Consider the following 25,584-nt stretch of genomic DNA (forward strand, 5'->3'; position numbering starts at 1 on the left):
GGTCCGCAGGCCCGCAAGCCCGCAGGTCCATCGGCCTCGTCGGCCTCGTCGGCCTCGTTGGTCCCGTCGGTCCTGTCCATGGGCCCGGCGGCGGTCAGCCCTTGGGCGGTGCGCCCAGGATCTCCGTGAGGTCGTAGCGGACCGGTTCCTCCAGCTGTGCGTACGTGCAACTGGCGGGCGTGCGGTCCGGGCGCCAGCGGCGGAAGCGGGCCGTGTGCCGAAAACGCGCCCCGTTCTCCATGTGGTCGTACGCCACCTCGGCGACGCGGTCGGGCCGCAGCGGCACCCAGGACAGGTCCTTCTTGCCCGACCAGCGGCTCGGCGCGCCCGGCAGCCGCGCCGTCTCGTGGGCGGCCTCGTCCGACCAGGCCGCCCACGGGTGGTCGGCCGCGTCCGCCAGACGCAGCGGCTCCAGCTCCTCGACCAGCTCCGCCCGCCGCTTCATGGTGAACGCGGCGGACACGCCCACGTGCTGCAGCATGCCCCGGTCGTCGTACAGACCCAGCAGCAGCGAGCCCACCACCGGCCCGCTCTTGTGGAGGCGGTACCCGGCGACGACGACGTCCGCCGTGCGTTCGTGCTTCACCTTGAACATGGCGCGCTCGTCCTGGAGATAGCGCAGGGCGAGCGGCTTGGCGATCACGCCGTCCAGGCCGGCGCCCTCGAACTCCTCGAACCACCGCCGGGCCACCTCGACGTCGGTGGTCGCCGGCGCCAGGTGCACGGGCGCCGTCACCCCGGCCAGCGCCCGGGTCAGCAGCTCACGCCGGTCGGTCAGCGGCGCGTCCAGCAGCGAGGTGTCGGTCAGCGCCAGGAGGTCGAAGGCCACGAACGAGGCCGGGGTCCGCTCGGCGAGCGTGCGCACGCGGGAGGCGGCCGGATGGATGCGCTCCGTGAGGGCGTCGAAGTCGAGGCGTCCCTCCCGGGCGATGACGATCTCCCCGTCCAGCACGCACCGCGTCGGCACCCGCTCCCGCAGCGCCTCCACCAGCTCCGGAAAGTACCGGGTCAGCGGCTTCCCGGTGCGGCTGCCCAGCTCGATCTCGTCCCCGTCGCGGAATACGATCGCCCGAAAGCCGTCCCACTTCGCCTCGTACTGCATGCCCGGCGGGATGGCCGCCACCGACTTGGCGAGCATCGGCTTCACGGGCGGCATCACCGGCAGATCCATGGTCCGATTCTGCGCGAGGTTTGCCGGGGCTGCCCGGCGTGTGTGCTGATGCGAGGGATAGGCGGTATGTCTACCGTGTCTCGCATGGGCGATGCGGTGGAACTGGAAGTGGCCGGCCGGACAGTGCGCCTGTCCAGCCCGGACAAGGTCTTCTTCCCGGAGCGCGGCTTCACCAAGCTGGACCTCGCCCGTTACTACCAGGCGGTCGCTCCGGGGATCCTGCGCGCTCTGCGCGACCGTCCCACGACCTTGGAGCGCTACCCCGACGGAGTGACCGGGGAGTCCTTCTTCCAGAAGCGGGCGCCGAAGAACATGCCCGACTGGATTCCGACCGCGCACATCACCTTCCCCAGCGGACGCAGCGCCGACGAGATGTGCCCGACGGAGGAGGCGGCCGTCCTGTGGGCCGCCCAGTACGGCACCCTCACCTTCCATCCCTGGCCGGTGCGCCGCACCGACGTCGACCGCCCCGACGAACTGCGCATCGACCTCGATCCGCAGCCCGGCACCGACTTCGACGACGCGGTCCGTGCCGCGCACGAACTGCGGGCGGTCCTCGACGAGTTCGGCGGCCTGCGGGGCTGGCCCAAGACCTCCGGCGGACGCGGTCTGCACGTCTTCGTGCCGATCGAGCCCCGCTGGACCTTCACCCAGGTCCGGCGCGCCGCCATCGCCGTCGGCCGGGAGATGGAGCGCCGGATGCCGGAGCAGGTGACGATCAAGTGGTGGAAGGAGGAGCGCGGCGAGCGCATCTTCCTCGACTACAACCAGACCGCCCGCGACCGCACCATCGCCTCCGCCTACTCCGTGCGCCCCCGCCCGCACGCCCCCGTCTCGGCGCCGCTGCGCTGGGAGGAGGTGGGCGTTGCCCACCCCCGGGACTTCGACATCGCGACCATGCCCGCCCGTTACGCCGAACTCGGCGACGTGCACGCCGACATGGACGACCACGCCTTCTCCCTCGACACGCTCCTCGACCTCGCCCGCCGCGACGAACACGAGCACGGGCTGGGGGATCTGCCCTATCCGCCGGAGTACCCGAAGATGCCCGGGGAGCCCAAGCGGGTGCAGCCGAGCCGGGCCCGGCACGAGGGCGCCCCGGGCGGATCCGAGGCGTCGTAGGGACCGGCGTCACCATGAGGTGAGAGCGCTCTCACGGCGGTCGGGCCGCGGGGCTATCCTGATCCGCAGCCGGCCAGGAGGAGCCCCGAAGTGACCGAGACAGCGCCGCGTCCCACGCTGGAGGCCGTGGCCGCCCGGGCGGGGGTCTCCCGAGCGACCGCGTCGCGGGTCGTCAACGGCGGGGACGGCGTACGCGAGCCGCTCGTCGAGCGGGTCCGGCAGGCCGTGGAGGAGCTCGGGTACGTTCCCAACCAGGCCGCCCGCAGCCTCGTCACCAAGCAGCACGACGCCGTCGCCGTCGTCATCGCCGAACCGGAGACCCGGGTCTTCGCCGACCCCTTCTTCGCCCTCCAACTGCGCGGCATCAGCAAGGAACTGACGGCCCATGACAACCAGCTGGTGCTGCTGCTCACCGAGGGGCGGGACGACCACGCCCGCGTCGCCCGTTACCTCGCCGGCGGCCATGTCGACGGGGCGCTGGTCTTCTCGCTGCACCTCGACGACCCGCTGCCCGGCCTGATCCAGGGCGCCGGCGTGCCGACCGTGTTCGGCGGGCGTCCCGGCTGGAGCGACGGCACGCGGGACGTCGTCTACGTCGACAGCGACAACCGCGGGGGCGCCCGCGAGGCCGTGAGCCTCCTGGCCGGTCTCGGCCGCACGCGTATCGCCCACATCACCGGCCCCCTCGACCAGACCTCCGCGGCGGACCGGCTCGACGGATACCGGGAGATCATGGGCGACGCGGAGCCGTCGCTCGTCGTGGAGAGCGACTTCACCCCCGGCGGCGGCGAGCGGGCCATGCGGGAACTCCTCGACCGCTGCCCCGACGTCGACGCGGTGTTCGCCGCCAACGACCTCACCGCCTCGGGCGTTCTGCGCGTGCTGCGCGAACAGGGGCGACGGGTCCCCGAGGACGTCGCCGTGGTGGGCTTCGACGACATGCTGCCCGTCGCCGAACAGACCGACCCGCCGTTGACGACCGTCCGTCAGGACATCGAGGAGATGGGCCGGATCATGGCCCGGCTCCTGCTGCGCCGCCTCGACCGGCGCACCGCCGACGAGGAACCGGGCGGCGCCGTCGTCCTGCCCACCACGCTGGTGCGCAGGGCGTCGGCATAGGCCCCGCCCGGTGCCGGCGCAGGACCCGCCCGCACCGGCTCACCCCTCCCGGGAGGCGCTCTTGATCACGGCGAAACGCGCGCCGTAGGGGTCGGCGAGTCGGGCGATGCGGCCGACGCCCTCGACGTCCGTGGCGGGCCTCCGCACACTGCCGCCCCGTTCCTCGGCTCTGGCGACCACCGCGTCCACGTCGGACGCCTCGAAGTAGGGCAGCCAGTGCGCCTGTGACCCGGCCTCGGTCGGATCGTCGGACTGGGGGACGATGCCGCCGAACATCGCGTCCTCGTCGGCGCCCGCCGGGTTGACGCAGGTGTACGTGCCGCCGGGGAAGGACACCGCGTAGGTCTCCAGGCCCAGCGTCGTGTGGTAGAAGGCGGCCGCCGCGGCGATGTCGGGCGTGTAGAGCTCGACCCAGCACAGCGAGCCCCGCTCGTTCGCCAGGTCCACGCCCTTGGTCCGGCCGGGCTGCCAGAGGCCGAACGCAGCCCCCGCCTGGTCGCCGAGGATCGCCATGGTGCCTTCGCCCATCACGTCCATCGGGGCGAGGAGCACCCTTCCGTGCGCCTGCTCGGCGACCTCGGCCGTGCCGGTGGCGTCCGCTGTCCGGAAGTACACCGTCCACGACGGCGGGCCCTGTTCGGGCGTGGTCTGCATGCCGCCCGCCACGGTCTTCCCGTCCAGTTGGAAGAAGCCGTAACCGCCGGCGTCGGGCCCCGCCGACCGGAAGCTCCAGCCGAAGAGAGCGCCGTAGAACGCGGTGGCGCCGTCGATGTCGGACGTGCCGACGTCGATCCAGTTCGGCGCTCCGTCGACGAAACGGGTGGTGAGCATCGTCGCCCTCCTCGCAGGGGTCCCGTCCTGTGCACTGCCGAGTCTGGCACCGACCACTGACAATCGCTGCCTGAGCCAGGCCATGGACGCGGGCGGTCGCACGGACGGGCGTGTCGGAACGGGCGTCGAGTCCGCGCGCGCCGCCGTGCTTCGTGGCCGTCACCCGGCCATCATCGGGACCTCGGGACCTCGGGACCTCAGGACCTCGGGCCTCGCGGGGTCGGGGCGCGCGGCCGGGGCGCGCGTATATCCGGCGTTGATCGAACGTTTTGCGCCGCCGGGCACGATCCTCGCCATGTACACCGACACCATTCCCACACCCGACCTCACCTGGCAGCGGGAAGCCCTGTGCGCACAGACCGGGGCGGAGTTCTTCTTCCCCGAACCCGGCAGCTCGGTGCGGGAGGCCAAGCGCATCTGCGGGATGTGCGAGATGCGGTCCGCGTGCCTCGACTACGCCCTGGCCAACGACGAACGCTTCGGCGTCTGGGGCGGCCTGTCGGAGAAGGAGCGCCTGCAGATCAGGCGCACCGCGCCCTGACCGGGCAGGCCGTGCCGAACGGGCGGGTCGCACAAGGGCGGCAGGGCCCGCCGAAGTCCCCGGGAATCCGAGCGACCGCGTCGCGGGGGCGCGGTCGAGGAACCGAGGGCGCGCGTACGCGAACGGCCCGCGCCGGGAAGCATGTTCCGGTGCGGGCCGTCGAAGCGATCGGGGCGGGGCCGGTCAGCCCGCGGCGCGAGCCGCCATACGGGCCTTGCGCGTGGCCAGCTTCTCGTCGAACTTGGCCGCTTCCGCGTCCAGACCGCCCATGTACAGGCCGATCTCCTCCTGCGCCTTCTGACCCTCCGGGCCGAGGCCGTCGATCTCCATGATCTTCAGGAAGCGCAGCACCGGCTGGATGACGTCGTCGTGGTGAATGCGCAGGTTGTAGACCTCGCCGATCGCCATCTGCGCGGCGAACCGCTCGAAGCCGGGCATGCCGTGACCGGGCATGCGGAAGTTGACGAGGACGTCCCGCACGGCCTGCATGGTCAGGTCGGGGGCGAGCTCGAAGGCGGCCTTCAGGAGGTTGCGGTAGAACACCATGTGCAGGTTCTCGTCGGTCGCGATGCGCGCCAGCATGCGGTCGCAGACCGGGTCACCCGACTGGTGGCCGGTGTTGCGGTGCGAGACGCGGGTCGCCAGCTCCTGGAAGGCGACGTAGGCGACCGAGTGGAGCATCGAGTGCCGGTTGTCGGACTCGAAGCCCTCGCTCATGTGGGACATGCGGAAGTGCTCCAGCTTGTCCGGGTCCACCGCGCGCGAGGCGAGCAGGTAGTCGCGCATGACGATGCCGTGCCGGCCCTCCTCGGCGGTCCAGCGGTGCACCCAGGTGCCCCAGGCGCCGTCCCGGCCGAAGAGCGAGGCGATCTCGTGGTGGTAGCTGGGCAGGTTGTCCTCGGTGAGCAGGTTCACGACCAGCGCGATCCGGCCGATCTCGGTGACCTTGGACTGTTCCTTGTCCCAGGCCTCGCCGTCCTCGAAGAAGCCGGGGAAGTTGCGGCCGTCGCTCCACGGCACGTACTCGTGGGGCATCCAGTCCTTGGTGACCTTCAGGTGCCGGTTGAGTTCGTTCTCGACCACTTCCTCCAGCGCGTACAGCAGCTTGGCGTCGGTCCAGACGGCGGGGCTGCCGAGGTGAGGGGAGGTGATCGTCACGAGAACTCCAGGGGGACGGGAGGCGGAGCGGAATACTCCGGCGAGCGGAGCCGGAACTTACGGAATCGTAGGCTACGTACCCGTAGGTTACGAAACCGTAGGTTAAAGAGGTGTAAAGATCGCTGATCAGCGCCGTTGCCCCGGGCGTTTCGGTCGCCCTCCCGTGCCGCCGAACGGCCCTGGGAAGCGCAGGTCGCCGGGCCGAAAGGGTGCTTCGGTCACCCGGTCAGGCGTACAGCTCGCGCAAACGCACCGAGAGGCATGTCACACATCCCTCCAGCTTCTCGAATTCGCCGATGTCCACCACGACGGGCTCGTGGCCCAGATCGGCCAGCAGCTCGGCCGTCTTGGGCGCGCTCGCCGCCATGAGCAGCTGCGGACCGCCCAGGAGCACCACGTGCGAGCCGGACTCCTCGGGCACCGACAGGAAGCGCGGGAACAGCGACGGACGGTCCACCTGGGGGATGTGGCCGATCACCGTGCCGTCGGGCAGCGCGGTGACCGCCGACTTCAGATGCAGCACCTTGCTGACCGGCACCGCCACGACGCGCGCCCCCAGCGGTTCGAAGGCGGCCCGTACCTGCTGGACGCCGGCCGCGTTGGTCCGCCCGCCCCGGCCGACGTAGATCGTGTCGCCGACCTTGAGCACGTCACCGCCGTCCAGCGTGCCCGGCTCCCAGATCCAGTTCACCGAACAGCCCAGGCGCGCCACGGCCTCCTCGACCCCGAGGGTCTCGTCCCGCCGGGACTCGGCGCCGGGGCGCGCGATCAGCGCCACGTTCTTGTACATCACCACCGTGTCCTCGACGAACACCGAGTCCGGGCAGTCGTCGGCCGGGTCGACCTCGACGGTCTCCCAGCCGTGCGCGCGCAACGTCTCGGCGTACGCCTCCCACTGCTCCAGGGCGAGCTCCACGTCGACCTTCTCCCGCTCGACATGCGTGACCAGGCCTTCGGCGAGGCGCGGGCTGGGGCGGCGGATGAGGGCCTTCTTGCTGGGCACGTCCAGGTCTCCGAATCGGGTGGCACGACCGGCGCCTCGGACGCGGCGCCGGTCAGCCATCATGCAGCGCGGGACCACCAGGACAAAACCCCGCAGTAACAATGTGCCTGTCCTGAGACCCGCGCGCGCGGGTCTCAGGGCTGCACCGGCCCCGCCACCTCCTCGGCCGTCGTCTCCCGCAGCTCCCCGTCCAGCAGCAGCCACCGGGTGATGCCGACGGACTCCAGGAACGGCAGGTCGTGGCTGGCCACGACCAGCGCCCCCTCGTACGACTCCAGCGCGGTGGTGAGCTGGCGCACGCTGGCCATGTCGAGGTTGTTGGTCGGCTCGTCCAGCATCAGCAGCTGGGGTGCGGGCTCGGCCAGCATCAGGGCCGCCAGGGTCGCCCGGAAACGCTCCCCGCCGGACAGCGTCTCCGCCTTCTGGTCGGCTCGGGCACCCCGGAACAGGAAGCGGGCCAGTCGGGCCCGGACCCGGTTGTCGGTGGCTCCCGGCGCGAACCGGGCCACGTTCTCGGCGACCGTGAGCTCGCCGTCGAGGACGTCGAGCCGCTGGGGCAGGAAGCGCAGCGGCACGCGCGCGTGCGCCTCGCCCGCCTCCGGCGCCAGCTCTCCGGCGATCGTGCGCAGCAGCGTCGTCTTGCCCGCGCCGTTGCGCCCGACCAGGGCCACCCGCTCGGGCCCGCACAGGTCGAAACCGCCTTCCACGCGCGCGCCGTACGCGAGGCGCAGATCCATCAGGGTGAGGACCTCGCGCCCCGGCGGGACGGCCGTGTGAGGCAGGTCGACGCGGATCTCGTCGTCGTCGCGCACGGCCTCGGCGGCGTCGTCGAGCCGCTCCCTCGCCTCGGCGAGCCGCTCCTCGTGCATGATCCGGTGCTTGCCCGCGGACTCCTGGGCCGCGCGTTTGCGCGCCCCCATGACGATCTTCGGCTCGCGTTTGCGGTCGTTCATCTTCTGCCCGTACCGCTTGCGGCGGGCCAGCTTGACCTGGGCGTCGGCCAGTTCGCGCTTCTGCTTGCGCAGGTCGGCCTCCGCGACGCGCACCATGCGCTCGGCGGCGTCCTGCTCGGTGGCCAGGGCCTTCTCGTAGGCGGAGAGGTTGCCGCCGTACCAGGTGACCTCCCCGGCGCGCAGATCGGCGATCTGGTCGACGAGGTCGAGCAGCTCCCGGTCGTGGCTGACCACGACCAGGACGCCCGGCCAGGCCGCGACGGCCGCGTAGAGCCGCCGCCTCGCGTACAGGTCGAGGTTGTTGGTCGGCTCGTCCAGCAGCAGGACGTCCGGCCGGCGCAGCAGCAGGGCGGCCAGCCGCAGCAGGACGGACTCGCCGCCGGACACCTCGCCGATGGTGCGGTCGAGGTCGACGTGGCCGAGCCCGAGCTCGCCGAGGGTGGCCAGGGCGCGCTCCTCGACGTCCCAGTCGTCGCCGAGGGTCTCGAAGTGCTCCTCGGACGCGTCGCCTGCCTCGATGGCGTGCAGGGCGGCGCGCTGAGCGGCGATGCCGAGCGCGGCGTCCACCTTCAGGTGGGTGTCCAGGGTGAGGTTCTGCGGGAGATGACCGATCTCGCCCGCGACGCGCACGGCGCCGTCGGCGGGAGCCAGCTGTCCGGCGATCAGCTTCAGGAGGGTCGACTTGCCGGAGCCGTTGACGCCGACCAGTCCGGTGCGGCCGGGGCCGAAGGCGACGTCGAGTCCCTCGAAGACGGGGGTGCCGTCCGGCCAGGAGAAGGCGAGGGAGGTACAGGTGACGGAATGAGTCAAAGCGGGCCTCGCGGTTGCGTGTGCGGTCAGGGCAACGCGTGTCGAGACACCGGAGAGCGGCGACCACCCGCGGGAGGCGGGGGAGCGCGGAGACAGCGGAAAGGTCCCGCTCCGCAGGGACGGCTCGCAGGCCGAGGTCGCACGCGGCGCACACACTCCGAAGGTGTGGCGCGGTGTCTCAGGACCTCAGACGAGCAACGTCCTTCTCCGATCGGCGGCAACAGAACCGTCTACACCGTAGGACGGCGCGGGAGAGCCGTCAAAGGATTAAAAAGGGATCAGCAGGCGTCCCGCATCAGCTCCGCCAGGTCGTGGTCGAGGTCCAGCTGCCGGTACTCGGTCCCGGCGGGCACCAGTTCGCCGGCGGCCTGCAGGAAGCGGCGGATGTCGGCCGAGTGCACGTGCACGACGGCGGTGCCCTCGGGTGCGTGGAACTCCAGCACCGTGCGGTCGTATCCATAGGGGCGCACCCGGACGTCGCCGTGGCCCTGGGCGTCGTGCAGGCCCGCCGAGAGCAGATCGCGGGCGAAGGTCCAGCAGACCTCGACGCCCTCCAGGGTGGCCGGAGCGGGGAACGTCATCCGGACGGCGAAGGGATCCTGGCGGTCGTAGTGCAAGGTGGCGGGGATGCTCTGCATGCGTGGCGCGGCGGCGACCAGCCGGGCCTCGACGGGCTGCTCGATGACGGTGGACAACGCCTTGCTCCCTCGTGACGGCGGGACGGACTTCCGGGCGGTGCGTCCGGACACTGGAAGAGACGCCTGAACCGGCCGATCCGTGCACACGCATTCCTAGTGACCTCGGTCACCGCCTTTCATGCACGCGTGTGACTCACCACTCCTCCCGTGCCCTGCAAGGCGGCTGAGACGATCGCGGCGTCTGGACGCCGGTGAAAGCCGTGGGCTAGCTTCGCCCGCCATGAGGCGCTTGGGGAAGACGCGACGCACGATGAGCACGGCACGTACGAGCGGGCGAGCGGCGGCTGCGGTGTGCGGGGCGGTGCTCGCCGTCCTGACCGCGCTGCCGGCCCAGGCGCACACCAGGGCTCCCGCGCCGCCGCACTGGGCACTCAAGGACACCGGCGCCGACGCCGTGCGCTTTCGCGGGCTCGCGGCGGTCGACCGCGACACCGCGTGGGTGGCCGGCACCCGGGGCACGGTGCTGCGCACCGTCGACGGCGGCGGGAGCTGGCGCGACGTCTCGCCGCCCGGCGCCGCCGACCTGCAGTTCCGCGACGTCGAGGCGTTCGACGCGCGGCACGCGGTGGTGCTGGCCATCGGCGAGGGCGAGGCGTCGCGCGTCTACCGCACCGAGGACGGCGGGACGACCTGGACGGAGTCCTTCCGCAACACCGACGCCCGCGCGTTCTACGACTGCATGACCTTCTTCGACCGCCGCCACGGTCTCGCCGTGAGCGACCCGGTGGACGGCAGGTTCCGCATCCTGTCGACGAGCGACGGCGGTCGCTCCTGGAAGGTGCTGCCGCACCGCGGGATGCCGGCCGCGCAGGACGGCGAGGCCGGCTTCGCCGCGAGCGGCCAGTGCCTGGTGGCCTCCGGGCCCAAGGACGTCTGGCTGGCGACCGGCGGCGCCGCACGCGCGCGGGTGCTGCGCTCCTCCGACCGCGGACTGACGTGGAAGGCCGCCGAAGCGCCGGTCCCGGCGGGCGACCCCGCGCGCGGCGTCTTCGCCGTCGCCTTCCGCGACCGTGCCCACGGCCTCGCCGTCGGCGGCGACTACCGAGCCGACCAGCCCTCCCCGCAGGCCGCCGCGACGACCGGGGACGGCGGCCGTGGCTGGCGGCCGGCCGCCGCACCGCCGCCCGCCTACCGCTCCGGCGTCGCCTGGATCCCGCGGAGCCGTTCCGCCGCGCTGGCGGTCGGCCCGACCGGCACCGATCTGACCACCGACGCGGGCCGCACCTGGCGCACCGTCGACACCGGCTCGTACGACACCGTGGACTGCGCGGCCGACGCCGGCTGCTGGGCCGCGGGGGAGAAGGGGCGGGTGGCACGCCTGGAGGGGTGAGCCGCCTTCCGAGGACCCCGGACCCGGGGCCCCAGGGCCAGGTGTACGGCGGCGGCGCGCGCTCGACGGTGAGAGCCGACCCACCGCCCGGCGACGAGGCCCGTAGCCCAGGTCCGGGTTCCCCCACGACGGGAACACGATCGCGGGCCGGCCCACGATGGGAACTCGATCGCGGGCCGGCCCGCGGAAGTCGTACGCTCGTGCCCACCATGACGACCGTAAGCATCCCCGCGGGCTGGCCCGCGACCGAGGAAGAGGCCCGCGCCGTCCAGGACGAGCTGCGGGCCCGGGTGGTGCTGGACGAGCCCGGGCCGCCGCCTGGAACAGGACACGTGACGGGGGTCGACGTCGCCTACGACGACGAGCGGGACGTGGTCGCCGCGGCCGCCGTGGTGCTGGACGCGGCGAGCCTCGACGTCGTCGCCGAGGCGACCGCCGTCGGGCGGATCTCCTTCCCGTACGTCCCCGGGCTGCTCGCCTTCCGCGAGATCCCCACCGTGCTCGCGGCCCTGGAGGCCCTGCCCTGCCCGCCCGGCCTGGTCGTCTGCGACGGCTACGGTCTCGCCCATCCACGCCGCTTCGGCCTCGCCAGTCACCTCGGCGTGCTCACCGGACTGCCCACCGTCGGCGTCGCCAAGAACCCGTTCGCCTTCGTCTACGACGACCCGGGCGCGCCGCGCGGGTCGTCGTCCCCGCTGCTGGCGGGCGACGACGAGGTGGGGCGCGCGCTGCGCACCCGGGCGGGCGTGAAGCCGGTCTTCGTGTCCGTGGGCCACCGCGTCGACCTGGACGGCGCCTGCGCCCACACCCTGGCCCTCACCCCGCGGTTCCGCCTTCCGGAGACCACCCGCAGGGCGGACTCACTGTGCCGCCAGGCGCTTCAGGAGGCGACGGTCCGCCACTGACCCGTCCTCGTGGACGTCCGCTCCTGGACCGCCGAGCCGTCCCCGGCGTCCGGGCGTGGCGCAGGTCGGCGCCACGCGGCCCGACGGCCGGGCAGGCGACGCACCCTCTGCGAGGCGGTGGGCATGCCGCTGCGCGCCGGGTTCGTCGGTTCGGCGGGTCCGGCGGGTCCGGTCAGGGCCGGTCCGGAGCGGCCCGGGATGGCCTGTGGCCGGCCACGGGACGGCGGGAGCGGGCGCGGGACGCCTCAGCGGCGCGCCGCGACGCGGAACCGGACGCCCGCCCGGGTCAGCCGCCCGATCAGCGCGTCCCCCATCGCCACCGCCGTGGTGACCTGCCCCGCCGTCGGCGGGAGGGCGTCGCAGACGAGGGACAGGGCCGCCTCGGCGAACATCTTCGCCGTCTCGTCGTAGCCGGGGTCGCCGCCCGAGACCTCGGTGAACACCCGGCGGCCGCCGCCCTCGCCGACGAACCGCACGCAGAACCAGCTGCGCGCCCTCCTCTGCTCGTTCGGCCCCTCGCCCGGCTTGAGCCGGTCCGACAGCCAGCGCCGGGCGGGCGGCACCTGGGCCGCCGCGGCCAGGGCGCCGACTGCGGCGACGCCGCCCATGGCGACGGGCAGCCGCCGTACGGCCGCGTAGTGCCGGTAGCGGAAGTCGGGCCCGTAGCGCTGCAGCGCCCGCGCCGACCGGAGCACGATCTGCGGGTCGACGGTCGGCAGCGGCAGCGCCCAGGCGCCGACCTCCGCGGCGAACCGGGGCGCGCCCACCGGCGCGGTGGCGCGACGCCCCACCAGCCGCGGCTCGTGCCGTCCGCGCTCCCGCGCCGCGGCCACCATCTGCCGGCCGCGCGCGAACTGGCCGAGCGCGGAGGCGAGGGTGCCGCCGGAGAAGGCGGCGTCGGCGGTGACGTAGCCGTCCACGGTCAGCGGAACGCCCTGCGGAAGCTGCTGGACGGTGAAGTACGCGCCCAGGTCGTGCGGGACGGAGTCGAAGCCGCACGCGTGGATCAGCCGCGCCCCCGTCTCCCGCGCGCGGGCGTCGTGCCGGACGTACATCAGGTCCACGAACTCCGGCTCGCCGGTGAGGTCGAGGTAGTCGGCGCCGGTGTCCGCGCAGGCGGCCACGAGTTCCTCGCCGTAGCGCACATAGGGGCCCACCGTCGTGGCCACCACGCGCGCCCGCTCCGCGAGGGCGCGCAGCGACGCCGGGTCCGAGACGTCGGCCCGCAGCACCCCGACGTCCACGCCGAGCCGTTGGCGCAGCCGCCGCAGTTTCGTCTCGTCGCGCCCCGCGACCGCCCACCGGACGTCGGCGGGCGCGTGCGCGGCGAGGTACTCCGCGGTGAGCGCCCCGACGAAGCCGGTGGCTCCGAAGAGCACGATGTCGTACGGACGGTCCGACCTTTTCAGCCTGCTCATGACACCCCTTTGCCGTGCAGCCCGCGCCGCTGTCGGTGGCTGAGGCTAGCGTGAGGAGTGCGGAGCCCGGCGGCAGGTGTCCCGAATGTGTCCAAGCGCTTGCTCGCTCAGCTCTTGTGTCCTCTCCACGGCATTCATAGCATCACTGGTGTTACATCGGTTGTGTCACAGCAAGGGGGCTGGATGACGACGCCACGGACGGCCGGGCAGGGCCCGCTCACGGGCGTGCGCGTGGTGGAGCTCGCCGGCATCGGCCCCGGCCCCTTCGCCGGCATGCTCCTGGCCGACCTCGGCGCCGACGTCGTCCGGGTGGACCGCCCCGGCGGAGCCGTCCTGTCCATCGACCCCTCCTACGACGTCACCAACCGCAACAAGCGCTCCGTGATCGTCGACCTCAAGGCCCCGGACGGCCCCGCGCGCGTCCTCGACCTCGCCGCCCGCGCCGACGTGCTCATCGAGGGCAACCGGCCGGGCGTCGCCGAGCGCCTGGGCGTCGGCCCCGAGGAGTGCCACGCGCGCAACCCCCGGCTGGTCTACGGCCGGATGACCGGCTGGGGCCAGCAGGGTCCGCTCGCCCCCCGCGCGGGTCACGACGTCGCCTACATCGCCCTGACCGGCGCCCTGGGCATGATCGGCGCGCCCGACCAGCCGCCGCCCGTCCCCGCCAACCTGCTCGGCGACTACGCGGGAGGCTCCCTGTACCTCGTCGTCGGCGTGCTCGCGGCTCTCCACCACGCCCGCGCGAGCGGTGTCGGCCAGGTGGTCGACGCCGCCATCGTGGACGGCGTCGCCCACCTCTCCGCGATGATCCACGGCATGCTCGCGGCCGGCGGCTGGCAGGACCGGCGCGGCGCCAACCTCCTCGACGGCGGATGCCCTTACTACGGGACGTACGAGACCGCCGACGGCGGCCACCTGGCGGTCGGCGCGCTGGAGCCGCAGTTCTACGACGAGTTCGTGGACCTGCTGGGCCTCGGGGACCTCCGCGACGCCCGCAAGGACTGGACGCGCTGGGGAGAGCTGCGCGACGCCGTCGCCGCCCGCGTCAGGACCCGCACCCGCGACGAGTGGACGGCCGTCTTCGAAGGCTCCGACGCGTGCGTCGCGCCCGTGCTCTCGCTGCGCGAGGCCCCGCACCACCCGCACCTCGCGGCCCGGGGCACCTTCACCGACCACGCCGGCATCACCCAGCCGGCCCCCGCGCCCCGGTTCTCCGCGACGCCCACGGCCGTCCGCACCGGGCCGGCCCGACCCGGCGCCCACACCCGCGAGGTGGCCCGCGACTGGGACATACCCGAGCTCGTGACGGACCCCGAGCGGCCCTCCCCGAACACCGTGTCCCAGGGCGACTGACCCCGCCCGGCTCGGCCCACCCTCCCGAAAGGCTTACCAGTGAGCACCGAAGCGTACGTGTACGACGCGATCCGCACCCCGCGCGGGCGCGGCAAGGCGAGCGGCGCCCTGCACGGCACGAAGCCCATCGACCTCGTCGTCGGCCTGATCCACGAGCTCCGCGACCGCTTCCCCGGCCTCGACCCGGCCGCGATCGACGACATCGTGCTCGGCGTGGTCGGGCCCGTGGGCGACCAGGGCTCCGACATCGCCCGCATCGCCGCCATCGCGGCCGGTCTGCCGGACACCGTGGCGGGCGTGCAGGAGAACCGCTTCTGCGCCTCGGGTCTGGAGGCCGTGAACCTGGCCGCCATGAAGGTCCGCTCGGGCTGGGAGGACCTGGTCCTCGCGGGCGGCGTGGAGTCCATGTCCCGGGTGCCGATGGCCTCGGACGGCGGCGCCTGGTTCAACGACCCGATGACGAACCTGGCCGTGAACTTCGTGCCGCAGGGCATCGGCGCCGACCTCATCGCGACCATCGAGGGCTTCTCCCGGCGTGACGTCGACGAGTACGCGGCCCTGTCGCAGGAGCGGGCGGCGACGGCCTGGAAGGAAGGACGCTTCGACCGTTCGGTCGTCCCGGTCAGGGACCGCGCCGGCCTGGTCGTCCTCGACCACGACGAGCACCCGCGCCCCGGCACCACCGCCGAGTCGCTGGGCAAGCTGAAGCCCTCCTTCGCCGACATCGGCGAACTGGGCGGCTTCGACGCGGTGGCCCTGCAGAAGTACCACTGGGTGGAGAAGATCGACCACGTCCACCACGCGGGCAACTCCTCCGGCATCGTCGACGGCGCCTCCCTGGTCGCGATCGGCACCAAGGAGGTCGGCGAGCGCCACGGACTCACCCCCCGCGCGCGGATCGTCTCCGCGGCCGTCTCCGGCTCCGAGCCCACGATCATGCTCACCGGTCCCGCCCCCGCCACCCGCAAGGCCCTCGCGAAGGCCGGCCTGAGCATCGACGACATCGACCTGGTCGAGATCAACGAGGCGTTCGCGGCGGTCGTCCTGCGCTTCGTCAAGGACATGGGCCTGTCCCTGGACAAGGTCAACGTCAACGGCGGCGCGATCGCCCTCGGTCACCCGCTCGGCGCCACCGGCGCGATGATCCTCGGCACGCTCGTCGACGAACTGGAGCGCCAGGACAAGCGCTACGGCCTGGCCACCCTCTGCGTCGGCGGCGGCATGGGCATCGCCACGATCGTCGAACGCGTCTGACCACCCCAGCGGAACCCAAGACTTCTACGGAGATCCCGTCATGACACAGAGCACCGCCATCCGCTGGGAACAGGACCGCACCGGCGTCGTCACCCTCGTCCTCGACGACCCGAACCAGTCCGCGAACACCATGAACGCGGCCTTCCGCGCCTCGCTCGCCGCGGTCGCCGACCGGCTGGAGGCCGAGAAGGACTCCATCCGGGGCATCGTCCTCACCTCCGCCAAGAAGACCTTCTTCGCCGGCGGCGACCTGCGCGACCTGATCCGCGTCACGCCCGACACGGCCCGTGAGCTCTTCGAGGGCGGACTGGAGATCAAGCGCAACCTCCGCCGGATCGAGACCCTCGGCAAGCCCCTCGTCGCCGCCCTGAACGGCGCGGCCCTCGGCGGCGGCTTCGAGCTCGCTCTCGCCTGCCACCACCGCGTCGCCCTCGACGCGCCCGGCTCGAAGATCGGCTGCCCGGAGGTCACCCTCGGTCTGCTCCCCGGAGGCGGCGGTGTCGTGCGCACCGTGCGCCTGCTGGGCATCACCGACGCCCTGCTCAAGGTCCTCCTCCAGGGCAACCAGTACGGCCCCCGCCAGGCCCTGGAGAACGGCCTCGTCCACGAGGTCGCCGCCACGCCCGACGAACTGCTCGCCAAGGCGCGCGCCTTCATCGACGCCCACCCCGAGTCGCAGCAGCCCTGGGACAGGCCGGGCCACCGCATCCCCGGGGGCACGCCCGCCGACCCCCGCTTCGCCGCCAACCTGCCCGCCTTCCCGGCCAGTCTGCGCAAGGAGACCAACGGCGCCCCCTATCCGGCGCCGCGCGCGATCCTCGCCGCCGCCGTCGAGGGCGCCCAGGTCGACTTCGAGACCGCGCAGGTCATCGAGGCCCGCTACTTCGTCGAGCTGGCCGCCGGACAGACGTCGAAGAACATGATCCAGGCGTTCTTCTTCGATCTCCAGGCCGTCAACTCCGGCGTCAGCCGCCCCCGGGGCGTCGAGCCCCGCACGGTCCGCAGGGCCGCCGTCCTGGGCGCCGGGATGATGGGCGCCGGCATCGCCTACGCGTGCGCCCGCGCGGGCATCGACGTCGTCCTGAAGGACGTCTCCCTGGAGGCGGCCGTCAAGGGCAAGGGCTACTCCGAGAAGCTGTGCGCCAAGGCCGTCGCCCGGGGCCGCACCACCCAGGAGAAGGCGGACGCGCTGCTCGCGCGCATCACGCCCACCGCGGACCCCGCCGACCTCGCCGGCTGCGACGCCGTCATCGAGGCCGTCTTCGAGGACACCGCGCTCAAGCACAAGGTCTTCCAGGAGATCGAGCACATCGTCGCCCCCGACGCCCTGCTGTGCTCCAACACCTCCACGCTGCCCATCACCGCCCTCGCCGAGGGCGTCGAGCGCCAGGACGACTTCGTCGGCCTGCACTTCTTCTCGCCCGTCGACAAGATGCCGCTCGTCGAGATCATCAAGGGCGAGCGCACCGGCGACGAGACGCTCGCGCGCGCCTTCGACCTGGTCCGGCAGATCAGGAAGACCCCGATCGTCGTCAACGACTCGCGCGGTTTCTTCACCTCCCGGGTGATCGGCCACTTCATCAACGAGGGCGTCGCCATGGTCGGCGAGGGCATCGAGCCCGCCTCGGTGGAGCAGGCGGCCGCCCAGGCCGGCTACCCGGCCAAGGTGCTCTCCCTGATGGACGAGCTGACCCTCACCCTGCCGCGCAAGATCCGCAACGAGTCCAGGCGGGCCGTCGAGGAGGCGGGCGGCACCTGGCCCGGACACCCGGCCGAGGCCGTCATCGACCGCATGGTCGACGAGTTCGGGCGCACCGGGCGCAGCGGGGGAGCGGGCTTCTACGAGTACGGCGAGGACGGCGGGCGGGCCGGACTGTGGCCGGGCCTGCGCGAGCACTTCACGCGCGCGGGCGCCGAGATCCCGTTCGAGGACATGCAGGAACGCATGCTCTTCTCCGAGGCCCTCGACACCGTCAAACTCCTGGAGGAAGGCGTCCTGACCTCCGTCGCCGACGCCAACATCGGCTCCCTCCTCGGCATCGGCTTCCCCGGCTGGACCGGCGGCGTGCTGCAGTACATCAACGGCTACGAGGGCGGCCTCCCCGGCTTCGTGGCACGCGCGCGTGAGCTCGCCGAGCGCTACGGCGACCGCTTCACGCCGCCCGCCCTGCTGGTGACCAAGGCGGAGAAGGGGGAGACCTTCACGGACGCGCGCTGAGCCACCGGCGCGTCAGGGGGAGCCGTCCGCGGGCGGCTCCCCGAGCCACTCCCGCACCTCCTCGGTGAGCGAGCGCTGGAACGCCGTCAGCAGGGCCTGCACGACCAGGGGCTGCATGTGCGCCGACAGCGAGCGCACCGCCTGCGCGTCGCGCTCCGGCATCTCCTCGCGCAGCAGCCGCGACAGCTCGTGGGCCGCCGCGCGCGCGTGGTCGGTCAGGACGGTGCGCGCGGCGCGGATCGACTCCTGGGAGAGCGGCACGTCCAGGAGCCGGACGCCGAGGCGCAGCAGACCGAGGTCGACCCCGTACCCGTCCCCCTCGCGTCGTACGACGTTCATCGCCACGAGCCGGTCCACGTCCTCGTCGTCGAGCGGTCGTCCCGCCCGGCTCTGCAGTTCCTCCCGGGGAACGGTCTCCACCGCGTCCGGCGACCAGGAGGCCACCACGGCCCGGTGCACGGCGAGGTCATGGGCGTCGAGCCCGGGTGGCAGCCGGTCCAGGTACCGTTCGATCGCCGCCAGCGTCAGGCCCTGTTCGCGCAGCTCCTCGATCAGCGCGAGACGGGCGAGATGCCCGGGGCCGTAGTGGCCCACCCGGCGCGGACCGATGACCGGCGGCGGCAGCAGCCCCTTGGTGGAGTAGAAGCGCACGGTGCGCACCGTGACCCCCGCCTGGGCGGCCAGCTCGTCGACCGTGAGGGCCGGCACCTCGGTCTCGCTCGTCATGTGCAGCAGTATCGCTGTCACACCGGTGCTGTGAAACCCGGGGCGCAAGGGAGTGCGGAGTGGCGGTGTGAACCGTGTGAGAAGCGACGCTGTGTGACGTCGGCCACCGCATGGTCACCCTGCGTTCTGGGAAAGTGCTGCCTTGGTCTGTGCCCCTACCCGGGAGCCGCGGGCCACGACCGTACGGACACCCGGGCCCATCAGGCCCGGGCGCACCAGAGAGTGGAACCACCCGTGAGCAAGGACAGCGTGCGCACGGCCGAAGTCGCCGCCCACCCCCGGGCGACCGCGACACCCGCGGACGCGGGCGACGCCGGCTACAGCAAGGACCTCAAGCACCGCCACGTCAACATGATCGCCATCGGCGGCGCCATCGGCACCGGCCTCTTCCTGGGCGCCGGAGGACGCCTGCACAGCGCGGGCCCGGCCCTCGCGCTCGCCTATCTGGTCTGCGGCGTCTTCGCCTTCTTCGTGGTCCGCGCCCTCGGCGAGCTGGTCCTGTACCGGCCCTCCTCCGGTTCCTTCGTGTCGTACGCGCGCGAGTTCCTCGGCGAGAAGGGCGCCTATGTCGCCGGCTGGATGTACTTCCTGAACTGGTCCACGACCGGCATCGCCGACATCACCGCGATCGCCCTGTACACGCACTACTGGAGCATGTTCACGAGCGTCCCCCAGTGGGTGCTCGCGCTCGTCGCCCTCACGGTGGTGCTGGCGGTCAACCTGATCTCGGTGAAGATCTTCGGCGAGATGGAGTTCTGGTTCGCGATCGTCAAGGTCGCCACCCTCGTCGCCTTCATGTGCGTCGGCATCTTCCTGCTCGCCACCCGGCACCAGGTGGGCGGGCAGACGCCCGGTCCCGGCGTGATCACGGACCACGGCGGTCTGCTCCCGCACGGCGCCATGCCCGTGGTCCTCGTCATGCAGGGCGTGATCTTCGCCTACGCGGCGCTGGAACTGGTCGGCGTCGCCGCGGGCGAGACCGCCGAGCCGGAGAAGGTCGTCCCGCGCGCGGTGAACTCCATCATGTGGCGCGTCGGCCTCTTCTACGTCGGCTCCGTCGTCCTGCTCGCCCTCCTCCTGCCCGGCTCGCTCTACTCGGCCGACGAGAGCCCGTTCGTCACCGTCCTGTCGAAGATCGGCGTCTCCGGCGCCGGCGGCGTGATGAACCTGGTGGTCCTGACGGCCGCCATGTCCTCCCTGAACTCCGGCCTGTACTCCACCGGCCGCATCCTGCGCTCCATGGCCACGGCGGGCTCCGCCCCGAGGTTCACCGCCCGCATGAACCGCAGCCAGGTCCCCTACGGCGGCATCCTGCTCACCTGCGCCGTGTGCGTCCTCGGTGTCGGCCTGAACTACCTCATGCCGAGCCAGGCCTTCGAGATCGTGCTGAACATCGCCTCCCTCGGCATCATCAGCACCTGGGTGATCATCATGGTCTGCCACCTGGTCTTCGTCCGCCGCGCCCGGGCGGGACTGCTGCAGCGGCCCTCCTTCCGGCTCCCCGGCAGCCCGGTCACGGAGATCGTCACGATCGTCTTCCTGATCGCCGTCCTCGGCCTGATGGGGAACGACCCCGAGGTCGGCCGCAAGACGCTCCTGCTGATCCCGGTGGTCGCGGCCGCCCTGGTCGCCGGCTGGTACGCGGTCCGCGACCGCGTGTCCAAGGCGACGGACACGGAGCTCACGCAGCTCACGAAGTAGTGGCCGCGCCGACCCCCGTGCTCTGCCGGGCCACGGATAGGCTGCGGGCCGGCCGGGGGCGAGCGCGGCCGCACCGAGCCGCTCGTCGAAAAGAGCGGCCGGTGCGGCGGGGCGCCGCGGTGACGGTGTACGACCACGGGGAGGGATGACGCACATGCGCGAGCACATCGACAGTGACGGCGAGAAGGACGTCGACGTTCTGGTGCTGGGCGGAGCCGGCGTGGACACCATCGTCCACGTGCCGGAGCTGCCGCTCCCGTACGCCGACAGCTACATGATCGACAACGGGATCCGCGCCCGCGCCGGGCAGACCGGCGACTTCGTCGCCCTGGGCCTCGCCGCCCTCGGTCTGCGGGTGCACCACCTGGACTTCCTCGGTGACGACCCGGAGGGCGACCTCGTCCGCGCCCTGCACCGCGACCAGGGCATCGCGCTCACCGACCTCCCGCAGCCGGCCGGCACCAAGCGCGCCGTCAACCTGGTCGGCCCCGACGGGCGGCGGCTCTCGCTGTACGACAACAGCCGCAGCCGCCCCGACGACCGCTTCCCCGAGGCCACGCTGCGCACCCTGGCCGCATCCAGCCGTCACGCGCACGTGACCATCACCCACCCCTGCGCCGAGGCCCTCCCCGTGCTCCGCCGGGCAGGCGTCGGCATCTCCACCGACCTGCACAACTGGGACGGCGAGAACCCCTATCACGAGGCCTTCGCGTACGAGGCGGACGTCGTGTTCGTCTCCGCGGCCGCGCTGGGGGACCCGCGGGCGACCATGCGCCGGATCGCCGAGCGCGGCCGCGCCGACACGGTCGTCGCCACGGCCGGCGCCGAGGGGGCGTATCTGCTGGCGGACGGTGAGCTGACCCACGTCCCCGCCGCCGCCCCGCCCGCGCCGGTGGTCGACTCCAACGGCGCGGGCGACGCCTTCGCGTCCGCCTTCCTGTTCGGCCGTCTCAGCGGCGAACCGCCCCACCGATGCGCCGAGTACGGCGCCCTGGCGGGGGCCTACGCGTGCACGGTGCCGGCCACGCGGAGCGCCGCCCTGTCGCGCACCGGACTGCGGGCCGCGGCGGCCGCCCCCGCGGTCGGCACGGCTCCGGCGGGCGACGCTCCCGGCCGGACCGCCGACGCCTGACCCGCGCCGGAAGCGACGAACCGGGGGGCCGGCAGCCCTGGCCGGCGCCCGGCGTCGGTTCCGCTGACGCCGGACGCCGGCGCCGGCTGCCCCACGTCGGCCGTCAGTTCTGCTTGCGTCTCGCCACGGTGAGGCCGATCACCCCGATCAGGGCGACGACCGCGCCGAGCAGCGTCAGCAGCGGCATGCCGCCGATCAGACCGACGGCCAGGATCACCGCCCCGACGAGCGGCAGCACCCGCCAGACACCCAGACCCTCGTTGCGGTTCCGCGCGGTCGCCATGGTCGTCTCCCCGTTCTCTCCGTCTGCTCGCGTACACGGCTTGTCACCCGATGGCGCTGTGATGCAGACAGCAGTTCGCAGGGTCGCGGCGCAGCAGACCGCGGCACGGCACGGCCGCCGGTCCGGGACTCAGTGCTCGTGGACGTCGTTCGTCGCCGCGATCTTCTTCCACGACCTCGGCGCCACGGGCGCGGTCGCCGGCTTCGCGATCGACGCGGACCGGGCCGCGGGCGCTCCGGGCCTCGTCGGCTGGAAGAGCCACGCGTCGAACAGCGCGTCCAACCGCCTGCCGGAGACCTGCTCGGCGTACTGCCGGAAGTCGGCGACGGTCGCGTTGCCGTACGCGTGCTGCCGTGGCCAGTTCTTCAGGACGGTGAAGAACGCGTCGTCGCCGATCTCGTTGCGCAGCGCCTGCACCGCCAGCGCGCCCCGGTCGTAGACGGCGACGTCGAACTGCTTGTCCGGGCCCGGGTCGCCCGGCTTGACCGTCCAGAACGCGTCGTCGGCCGGATGCGAGGCGTACACGTAATCCGCGAGCTCCTGCGCCGTGCCCTCGTCCTCGTGCTCGGACCACAGCCACTGCGCGTAGCGCGCGAAACCCTCGTTGAGCCAGATGTCCTTCCAGCCGGCGACGGACACGAAGTCGCCGTACCACTGGTGGGCCAGCTCGTGCACGACCACGGAGGTGTTGGAGCCGGCCGCGAACTGCCGGGGGCTGTAGAAGGGCCGGGTCTGCGTCTCCAGCGCGTACCCGGTGGTCGTGTTCGGCACGTACCCGCCGAGCGCGTCGAAGGGGTACGGTCCGAAGTAGCCGCTCAGCCAGTCGGCGATCTCACCGGTCCGCTCGATGCTCGCCCGTGCCGCGCCGGCGTTGTCGCCCAGGCTCTGGCTGTAGGCGTTGACGATCGGAACGCCGCCCTCGGTCGCACCGGTCGTGATGTCGAACCTGCCGACCGCGAGGGTGGCGAGATAGGTGGCCTGCGGCTTGTTCGAGCGCCAGTTGTAGCGAGTCCAGCCGGCCCGTGAACTGCTGGACTGCAGGGTGCCGTTGGAGACGGCCTGGGTTCCGTCCGGCACCTGGACCGACACGTCGTAGGTGGCCTTGTCCAGCGGATGGTCGTTGCTGGGGAACCACCACCAGGCCGCCTCGGGCTCGTTCGCGCCGACCCCGCCGTCGGGTGTGCGGTGCCAACTGGTGAAGCCGTACGCCTGCTTCGACGACGGGACCCCGCTGTACCGCACGACCACGGTGATCGTCGCGCCCTTGGGCAGGGCCTTCTTCGGCGTGATCTGCAGCTCGTGCTCGCCCGAGGCGGCGAACGTGGCCTTGACGCCGTCGACCCGCACCTCGCTGACGTCGAGCAGGAAGTCCAGGTCGAAGCGCGACAGATCCTGCGTGGTCTTCGCGAGGATGGTCGCCGTCCCCTCCAACTCGTCCGTGGCGGGCTGGTACTTCAGCCGCAGATCGTAGTGGGAGACGTCGTATCCGCCGTTGCCGTACGCCGGGTAGTAGGGGTCGCCGATGCCCGGTGCGCCGGGGGAGAAGCCCGCCGCCGATGCCGGGATCGCCAGCAGGACGGACGCGGCGGCCAGTGCGCCCGGCGCGAGGATTCTGCGCTGCACGAAAGCTCCAAGTCGTAGAGGCACGAGATCTGTTCGGAGCCTAAGGACTCCCTGTGCCTCAGGACCTGCCCACCGCCACCCCTGTCACGCGATCGCCATTCGGCCGTCATGAGCGAACCGCTCGCACGCTCGTGTTTCGGCCACTGTCGGTCCCGCCTTCCGGCGAGCACCATGTACCCTCTTCTGCACGGGAGTTGACCGGGGTACCGTCCGGCGCATGCCGACACGCACGCGCTTCACGACCTGGAGACCGCTCGCGACCGCCGTCATCACCCTCCTGGTGGCCGCCTTCCTCACCCCGGCAGCGGCCCATGGCGCCCCTCGCGAGAGCCGACCCGTGTACTCCTACGGCGACGCCGTCCGCGAAGCGGTCTGGGTCGACACCGGACTCGACGCCGACGGCGACGGCCGCACGGACCGGGTCGCCGTCGACATCGTCCGCCCCCGCGAACCGGCCGCCGAGGGCCGCAAGGTGCCCGTCATCCTGGACGCGAGCCCCTACTACTCCTGCTGCGGACGCGGCAACGAGGGGCAGCTCAAGACGTACGACGCGGCCGGGAACGTCGTCCAGATGCCGCTGTTCTACGACAACTACTTCGTGCCGCGCGGCTACGCCGTCGTCGGCGTCGACCTGGCGGGCACCGGCCGCTCCGACGGCTGCGAGGACGTGGGGGGCCGCTTCGAGGTCCGGTCCGCGAAGGCCGTCGTCGACTGGCTGAACGGCCGCGCCAAGGCCTACACCACCCGCACCGGCCGCACGACCACGAGGGCGAGCTGGACCAACGGCGCGACCGGCATGATCGGCAAGAGCTGGGACGGCACCATAGCCAACGCCGTCGCCGCAACGGGCGTGCGGGGCCTGAGGACGATCGTCCCGATCGCCGCCATCTCCTCCTGGTACGACTACTACTTCGCCCAGGGCGCGCCCCTCTACGACTCCGGCCCCGACGCCCTCGCCGAATACGTCACGGCGCCCGACGCGCGCGCCCGGTGCACCGCCGTCCAGCGCCGCCTCGTCGACGAGGCCCCGCGCACCGGTGACCTGACCTCGCTGTGGGCCGAGCGCGACTACGTCAGGGACGCGCGCAAGGTGAGGGCCAGCGTCTTCCTCGTGCACGGCCTGCAGGACCTGAACGTGCGCACCAAGAACTTCGGCCAGTGGTGGGACGCCCTGGCGAAGAACGGCGTCGAACGCAAGATCTGGCTCTCCCAGACCGGCCATGTCGACCCCTTCGACTTCCGGCGCGCCGCGTGGGTCGACACCCTGCACCGCTGGTTCGACCACGAGCTCCTCGGCTACGACAACGGCATCGACCGCGAGCCGATGGCCGACGTCGAACGGCACCCCGACCAGTGGGTCACCTCGACGGTCTGGCCGCCGCACGGCGCGCAGCCCGTGACCCTGCGCCCGGCCGTGGGAGACCGGCCCGGCGTCGGCGCCCTCGGCCTGCGCAAGGGCACGGGCAGCGCGGCCTTCACCGACGATCCGCGGCGCGACGAGACCGACTGGGCCGCGAGCGTCGACGCGCCGACGCCCGACAAGGCCGGCTTCGTCACCGGCGCCCTCGGCCGTGACCTGCGCCTGTCCGGTTCCTCCCAGGTCACCGTCACCGCCACACCCACCACGGCGACGGCCCATCTGAGCGCCGTCCTCGTCGACCTCGGCCCCGACACGATCCGGGACTACGCGGCGAGCGGCGAGGGCATCACCACCCTCCCCGAGCGCTCCTGCTGGGGTGAGAGCACCGCGGGCGACAGCGCCTGCTTCAAGGAGACGAAGGCCAGGACGGCCGACGTCGGCGCGACCGTCGTCAGCCGGGGCTGGGCCGACCTCGGCACCTACGCCGACCCCGGCAAGGGCGTGCCCCTCACCCCGGGCCGGGCGTACACGATCACCCTCGACCTCGCGGCCACCGACCACGTGGTCCCGGCCGGTCACCGCCTCGCGCTGATCGTGGCGGGCACCGACAAGGACCTCATCGACCCGCCCGCCGACACCGCGACCCTCACGGTGGACCTGGCCCGCACCTCGGCCCGGGTCCCCTTCGTGGGCGGCGCGAAGGCGTTCGCCGCCGCGACAGCGGGATCGCACCGGGCCGCCACCGCCCCGCGGACCGCCCCGCCGGCCGGCGACGGCGCGCCGAGGAGCGCCCTCCGGCTCCCCTGACCGCTCGGCCGAGACGGCCCGGGACGCCTTGAGTCGAGTCGTCCCAGGCCGTCCGGACGGCCTGGGAC

At 72.7% G+C, this 25,584-nt stretch carries 21 protein-coding genes; 11 read left to right on the top strand and 10 right to left on the bottom strand.

Annotated elements, in window-relative coordinates; genetic code table 11:
• Positions 1–94 precede the first annotated feature (94 nt).
• Positions 95–1,171, bottom strand: a complete 1,077-nt coding sequence (locus ACFVYK_RS18730; protein WP_389774993.1) for an ATP-dependent DNA ligase — start codon at positions 1,169–1,171, stop codon at positions 95–97.
• An 84-nt stretch (positions 1,172–1,255) separates the two neighbouring features.
• Between ACFVYK_RS18730 and ligD the strand changes: the two genes are divergently transcribed.
• Complete coding sequence (ligD, locus tag ACFVYK_RS18735) at positions 1,256–2,293, top strand: non-homologous end-joining DNA ligase (protein WP_389774996.1); 1,038 nt, start codon at positions 1,256–1,258, stop codon at positions 2,291–2,293.
• 90 nt (positions 2,294–2,383) lie between these two features.
• Complete coding sequence (locus ACFVYK_RS18740; RefSeq protein WP_389774998.1) at positions 2,384–3,412, top strand: LacI family DNA-binding transcriptional regulator; 1,029 nt, start codon at positions 2,384–2,386, stop codon at positions 3,410–3,412.
• Between the two features lie 39 nt (positions 3,413–3,451).
• Here ACFVYK_RS18740 and ACFVYK_RS18745 read toward each other — a convergent pair whose 3' ends face one another.
• Entirely contained in the window at positions 3,452–4,243 is a 792-nt protein-coding gene (locus tag ACFVYK_RS18745) for a VOC family protein (protein ID WP_389775001.1), read from the bottom strand.
• Between the two features lie 295 nt (positions 4,244–4,538).
• Between ACFVYK_RS18745 and ACFVYK_RS18750 the strand changes: the two genes are divergently transcribed.
• Positions 4,539–4,784, top strand: a complete 246-nt coding sequence (locus tag ACFVYK_RS18750) for a WhiB family transcriptional regulator (RefSeq protein WP_389775004.1) — start codon at positions 4,539–4,541, stop codon at positions 4,782–4,784.
• Between the two features lie 183 nt (positions 4,785–4,967).
• On the opposite strand, the gene ACFVYK_RS18755 is transcribed toward ACFVYK_RS18750, so the two are convergent.
• The 4 genes from ACFVYK_RS18755 to ACFVYK_RS18770 form a co-directional block, all read right to left on the bottom strand.
• Positions 4,968–5,942 (bottom strand): acyl-ACP desaturase, encoded by a 975-nt coding sequence (locus tag ACFVYK_RS18755; RefSeq protein ID WP_389775007.1) that lies wholly within the window; start codon positions 5,940–5,942, stop codon positions 4,968–4,970.
• Positions 5,943–6,168: 226 nt separating this feature from the next.
• Positions 6,169–6,945, bottom strand: coding sequence for a dimethylargininase (gene ddaH / locus ACFVYK_RS18760; RefSeq protein ID WP_389775010.1), 777 nt, complete (start codon positions 6,943–6,945; stop codon positions 6,169–6,171).
• Between the two features lie 134 nt (positions 6,946–7,079).
• A complete protein-coding gene (locus ACFVYK_RS18765) occupies positions 7,080–8,708 on the bottom strand; it encodes an ABC-F family ATP-binding cassette domain-containing protein (RefSeq protein ID WP_389775013.1) in 1,629 nt (542 codons plus the stop codon).
• A gap of 278 nt (positions 8,709–8,986) precedes the next feature.
• Positions 8,987–9,403 carry an SsgA family sporulation/cell division regulator gene (locus ACFVYK_RS18770; protein ID WP_389775016.1) on the bottom strand — a complete coding sequence of 139 codons (417 nt, stop codon included), beginning with the start codon at positions 9,401–9,403 and terminating at the stop codon, positions 8,987–8,989.
• A gap of 253 nt (positions 9,404–9,656) precedes the next feature.
• Between ACFVYK_RS18770 and ACFVYK_RS18775 the strand changes: the two genes are divergently transcribed.
• On the top strand, positions 9,657–10,736 hold the full coding sequence (locus tag ACFVYK_RS18775) for a WD40/YVTN/BNR-like repeat-containing protein (protein ID WP_389775018.1): 1,080 nt from the start codon (positions 9,657–9,659) through the stop codon (positions 10,734–10,736).
• Positions 10,737–10,945: 209 nt separating this feature from the next.
• On the top strand, positions 10,946–11,641 hold the full coding sequence (locus ACFVYK_RS18780; protein ID WP_389775021.1) for an endonuclease V: 696 nt from the start codon (positions 10,946–10,948) through the stop codon (positions 11,639–11,641).
• Between the two features lie 245 nt (positions 11,642–11,886).
• Here the strand turns inward: ACFVYK_RS18780 and ACFVYK_RS18785 are convergent, their stop codons facing one another.
• Positions 11,887–13,059: a saccharopine dehydrogenase family protein gene (locus ACFVYK_RS18785; RefSeq protein ID WP_389775024.1), complete on the bottom strand. Its 1,173-nt coding sequence runs from the start codon at positions 13,057–13,059 to the stop codon at positions 11,887–11,889.
• Positions 13,060–13,242: 183 nt separating this feature from the next.
• Here ACFVYK_RS18785 and ACFVYK_RS18790 point away from each other — a divergent pair, with 183 nt between their 5' ends.
• From ACFVYK_RS18790 to ACFVYK_RS18800, 3 genes are read left to right on the top strand one after another with little or no spacing between them, the layout of a single operon-like run.
• Positions 13,243–14,412: a CaiB/BaiF CoA transferase family protein gene (locus ACFVYK_RS18790; protein WP_389775027.1), complete on the top strand. Its 1,170-nt coding sequence runs from the start codon at positions 13,243–13,245 to the stop codon at positions 14,410–14,412.
• Between the two features lie 39 nt (positions 14,413–14,451).
• Positions 14,452–15,666 (top strand): acetyl-CoA C-acetyltransferase, encoded by a 1,215-nt coding sequence (locus ACFVYK_RS18795; RefSeq protein WP_389775029.1) that lies wholly within the window; start codon positions 14,452–14,454, stop codon positions 15,664–15,666.
• Between the two features lie 40 nt (positions 15,667–15,706).
• Complete coding sequence (locus ACFVYK_RS18800) at positions 15,707–17,884, top strand: 3-hydroxyacyl-CoA dehydrogenase NAD-binding domain-containing protein (protein ID WP_389775032.1); 2,178 nt, start codon at positions 15,707–15,709, stop codon at positions 17,882–17,884.
• A 12-nt stretch (positions 17,885–17,896) separates the two neighbouring features.
• Here the strand turns inward: ACFVYK_RS18800 and ACFVYK_RS18805 are convergent, their stop codons facing one another.
• Complete coding sequence (locus ACFVYK_RS18805) at positions 17,897–18,610, bottom strand: MerR family transcriptional regulator (protein WP_389775034.1); 714 nt, start codon at positions 18,608–18,610, stop codon at positions 17,897–17,899.
• 234 nt (positions 18,611–18,844) lie between these two features.
• Here ACFVYK_RS18805 and ACFVYK_RS18810 point away from each other — a divergent pair, with 234 nt between their 5' ends.
• Both ACFVYK_RS18810 and ACFVYK_RS18815 read left to right on the top strand, forming a co-directional pair.
• Positions 18,845–20,311, top strand: coding sequence for an amino acid permease (locus ACFVYK_RS18810; RefSeq protein WP_389775037.1), 1,467 nt, complete (start codon positions 18,845–18,847; stop codon positions 20,309–20,311).
• Between the two features lie 154 nt (positions 20,312–20,465).
• Positions 20,466–21,443, top strand: a complete 978-nt coding sequence (locus tag ACFVYK_RS18815) for an adenosine kinase (protein WP_389775039.1) — start codon at positions 20,466–20,468, stop codon at positions 21,441–21,443.
• Positions 21,444–21,546: 103 nt separating this feature from the next.
• Here ACFVYK_RS18815 and ACFVYK_RS18820 read toward each other — a convergent pair whose 3' ends face one another.
• Complete coding sequence (locus tag ACFVYK_RS18820; protein ID WP_389775042.1) at positions 21,547–21,726, bottom strand: hypothetical protein; 180 nt, start codon at positions 21,724–21,726, stop codon at positions 21,547–21,549.
• A 129-nt stretch (positions 21,727–21,855) separates the two neighbouring features.
• Positions 21,856–23,349, bottom strand: coding sequence for a M1 family metallopeptidase (locus ACFVYK_RS18825; protein WP_389775044.1), 1,494 nt, complete (start codon positions 23,347–23,349; stop codon positions 21,856–21,858).
• 217 nt (positions 23,350–23,566) lie between these two features.
• Between ACFVYK_RS18825 and ACFVYK_RS18830 the strand changes: the two genes are divergently transcribed.
• Complete coding sequence (locus ACFVYK_RS18830; RefSeq protein WP_389775046.1) at positions 23,567–25,516, top strand: Xaa-Pro dipeptidyl-peptidase; 1,950 nt, start codon at positions 23,567–23,569, stop codon at positions 25,514–25,516.
• Positions 25,517–25,584 lie beyond the last annotated feature (68 nt).

Source organism: Streptomyces sp. NPDC058291 (genome assembly GCF_042880855.1).
Classification (GTDB): Bacteria; Actinomycetota; Actinomycetes; order Streptomycetales; family Streptomycetaceae; genus Streptomyces.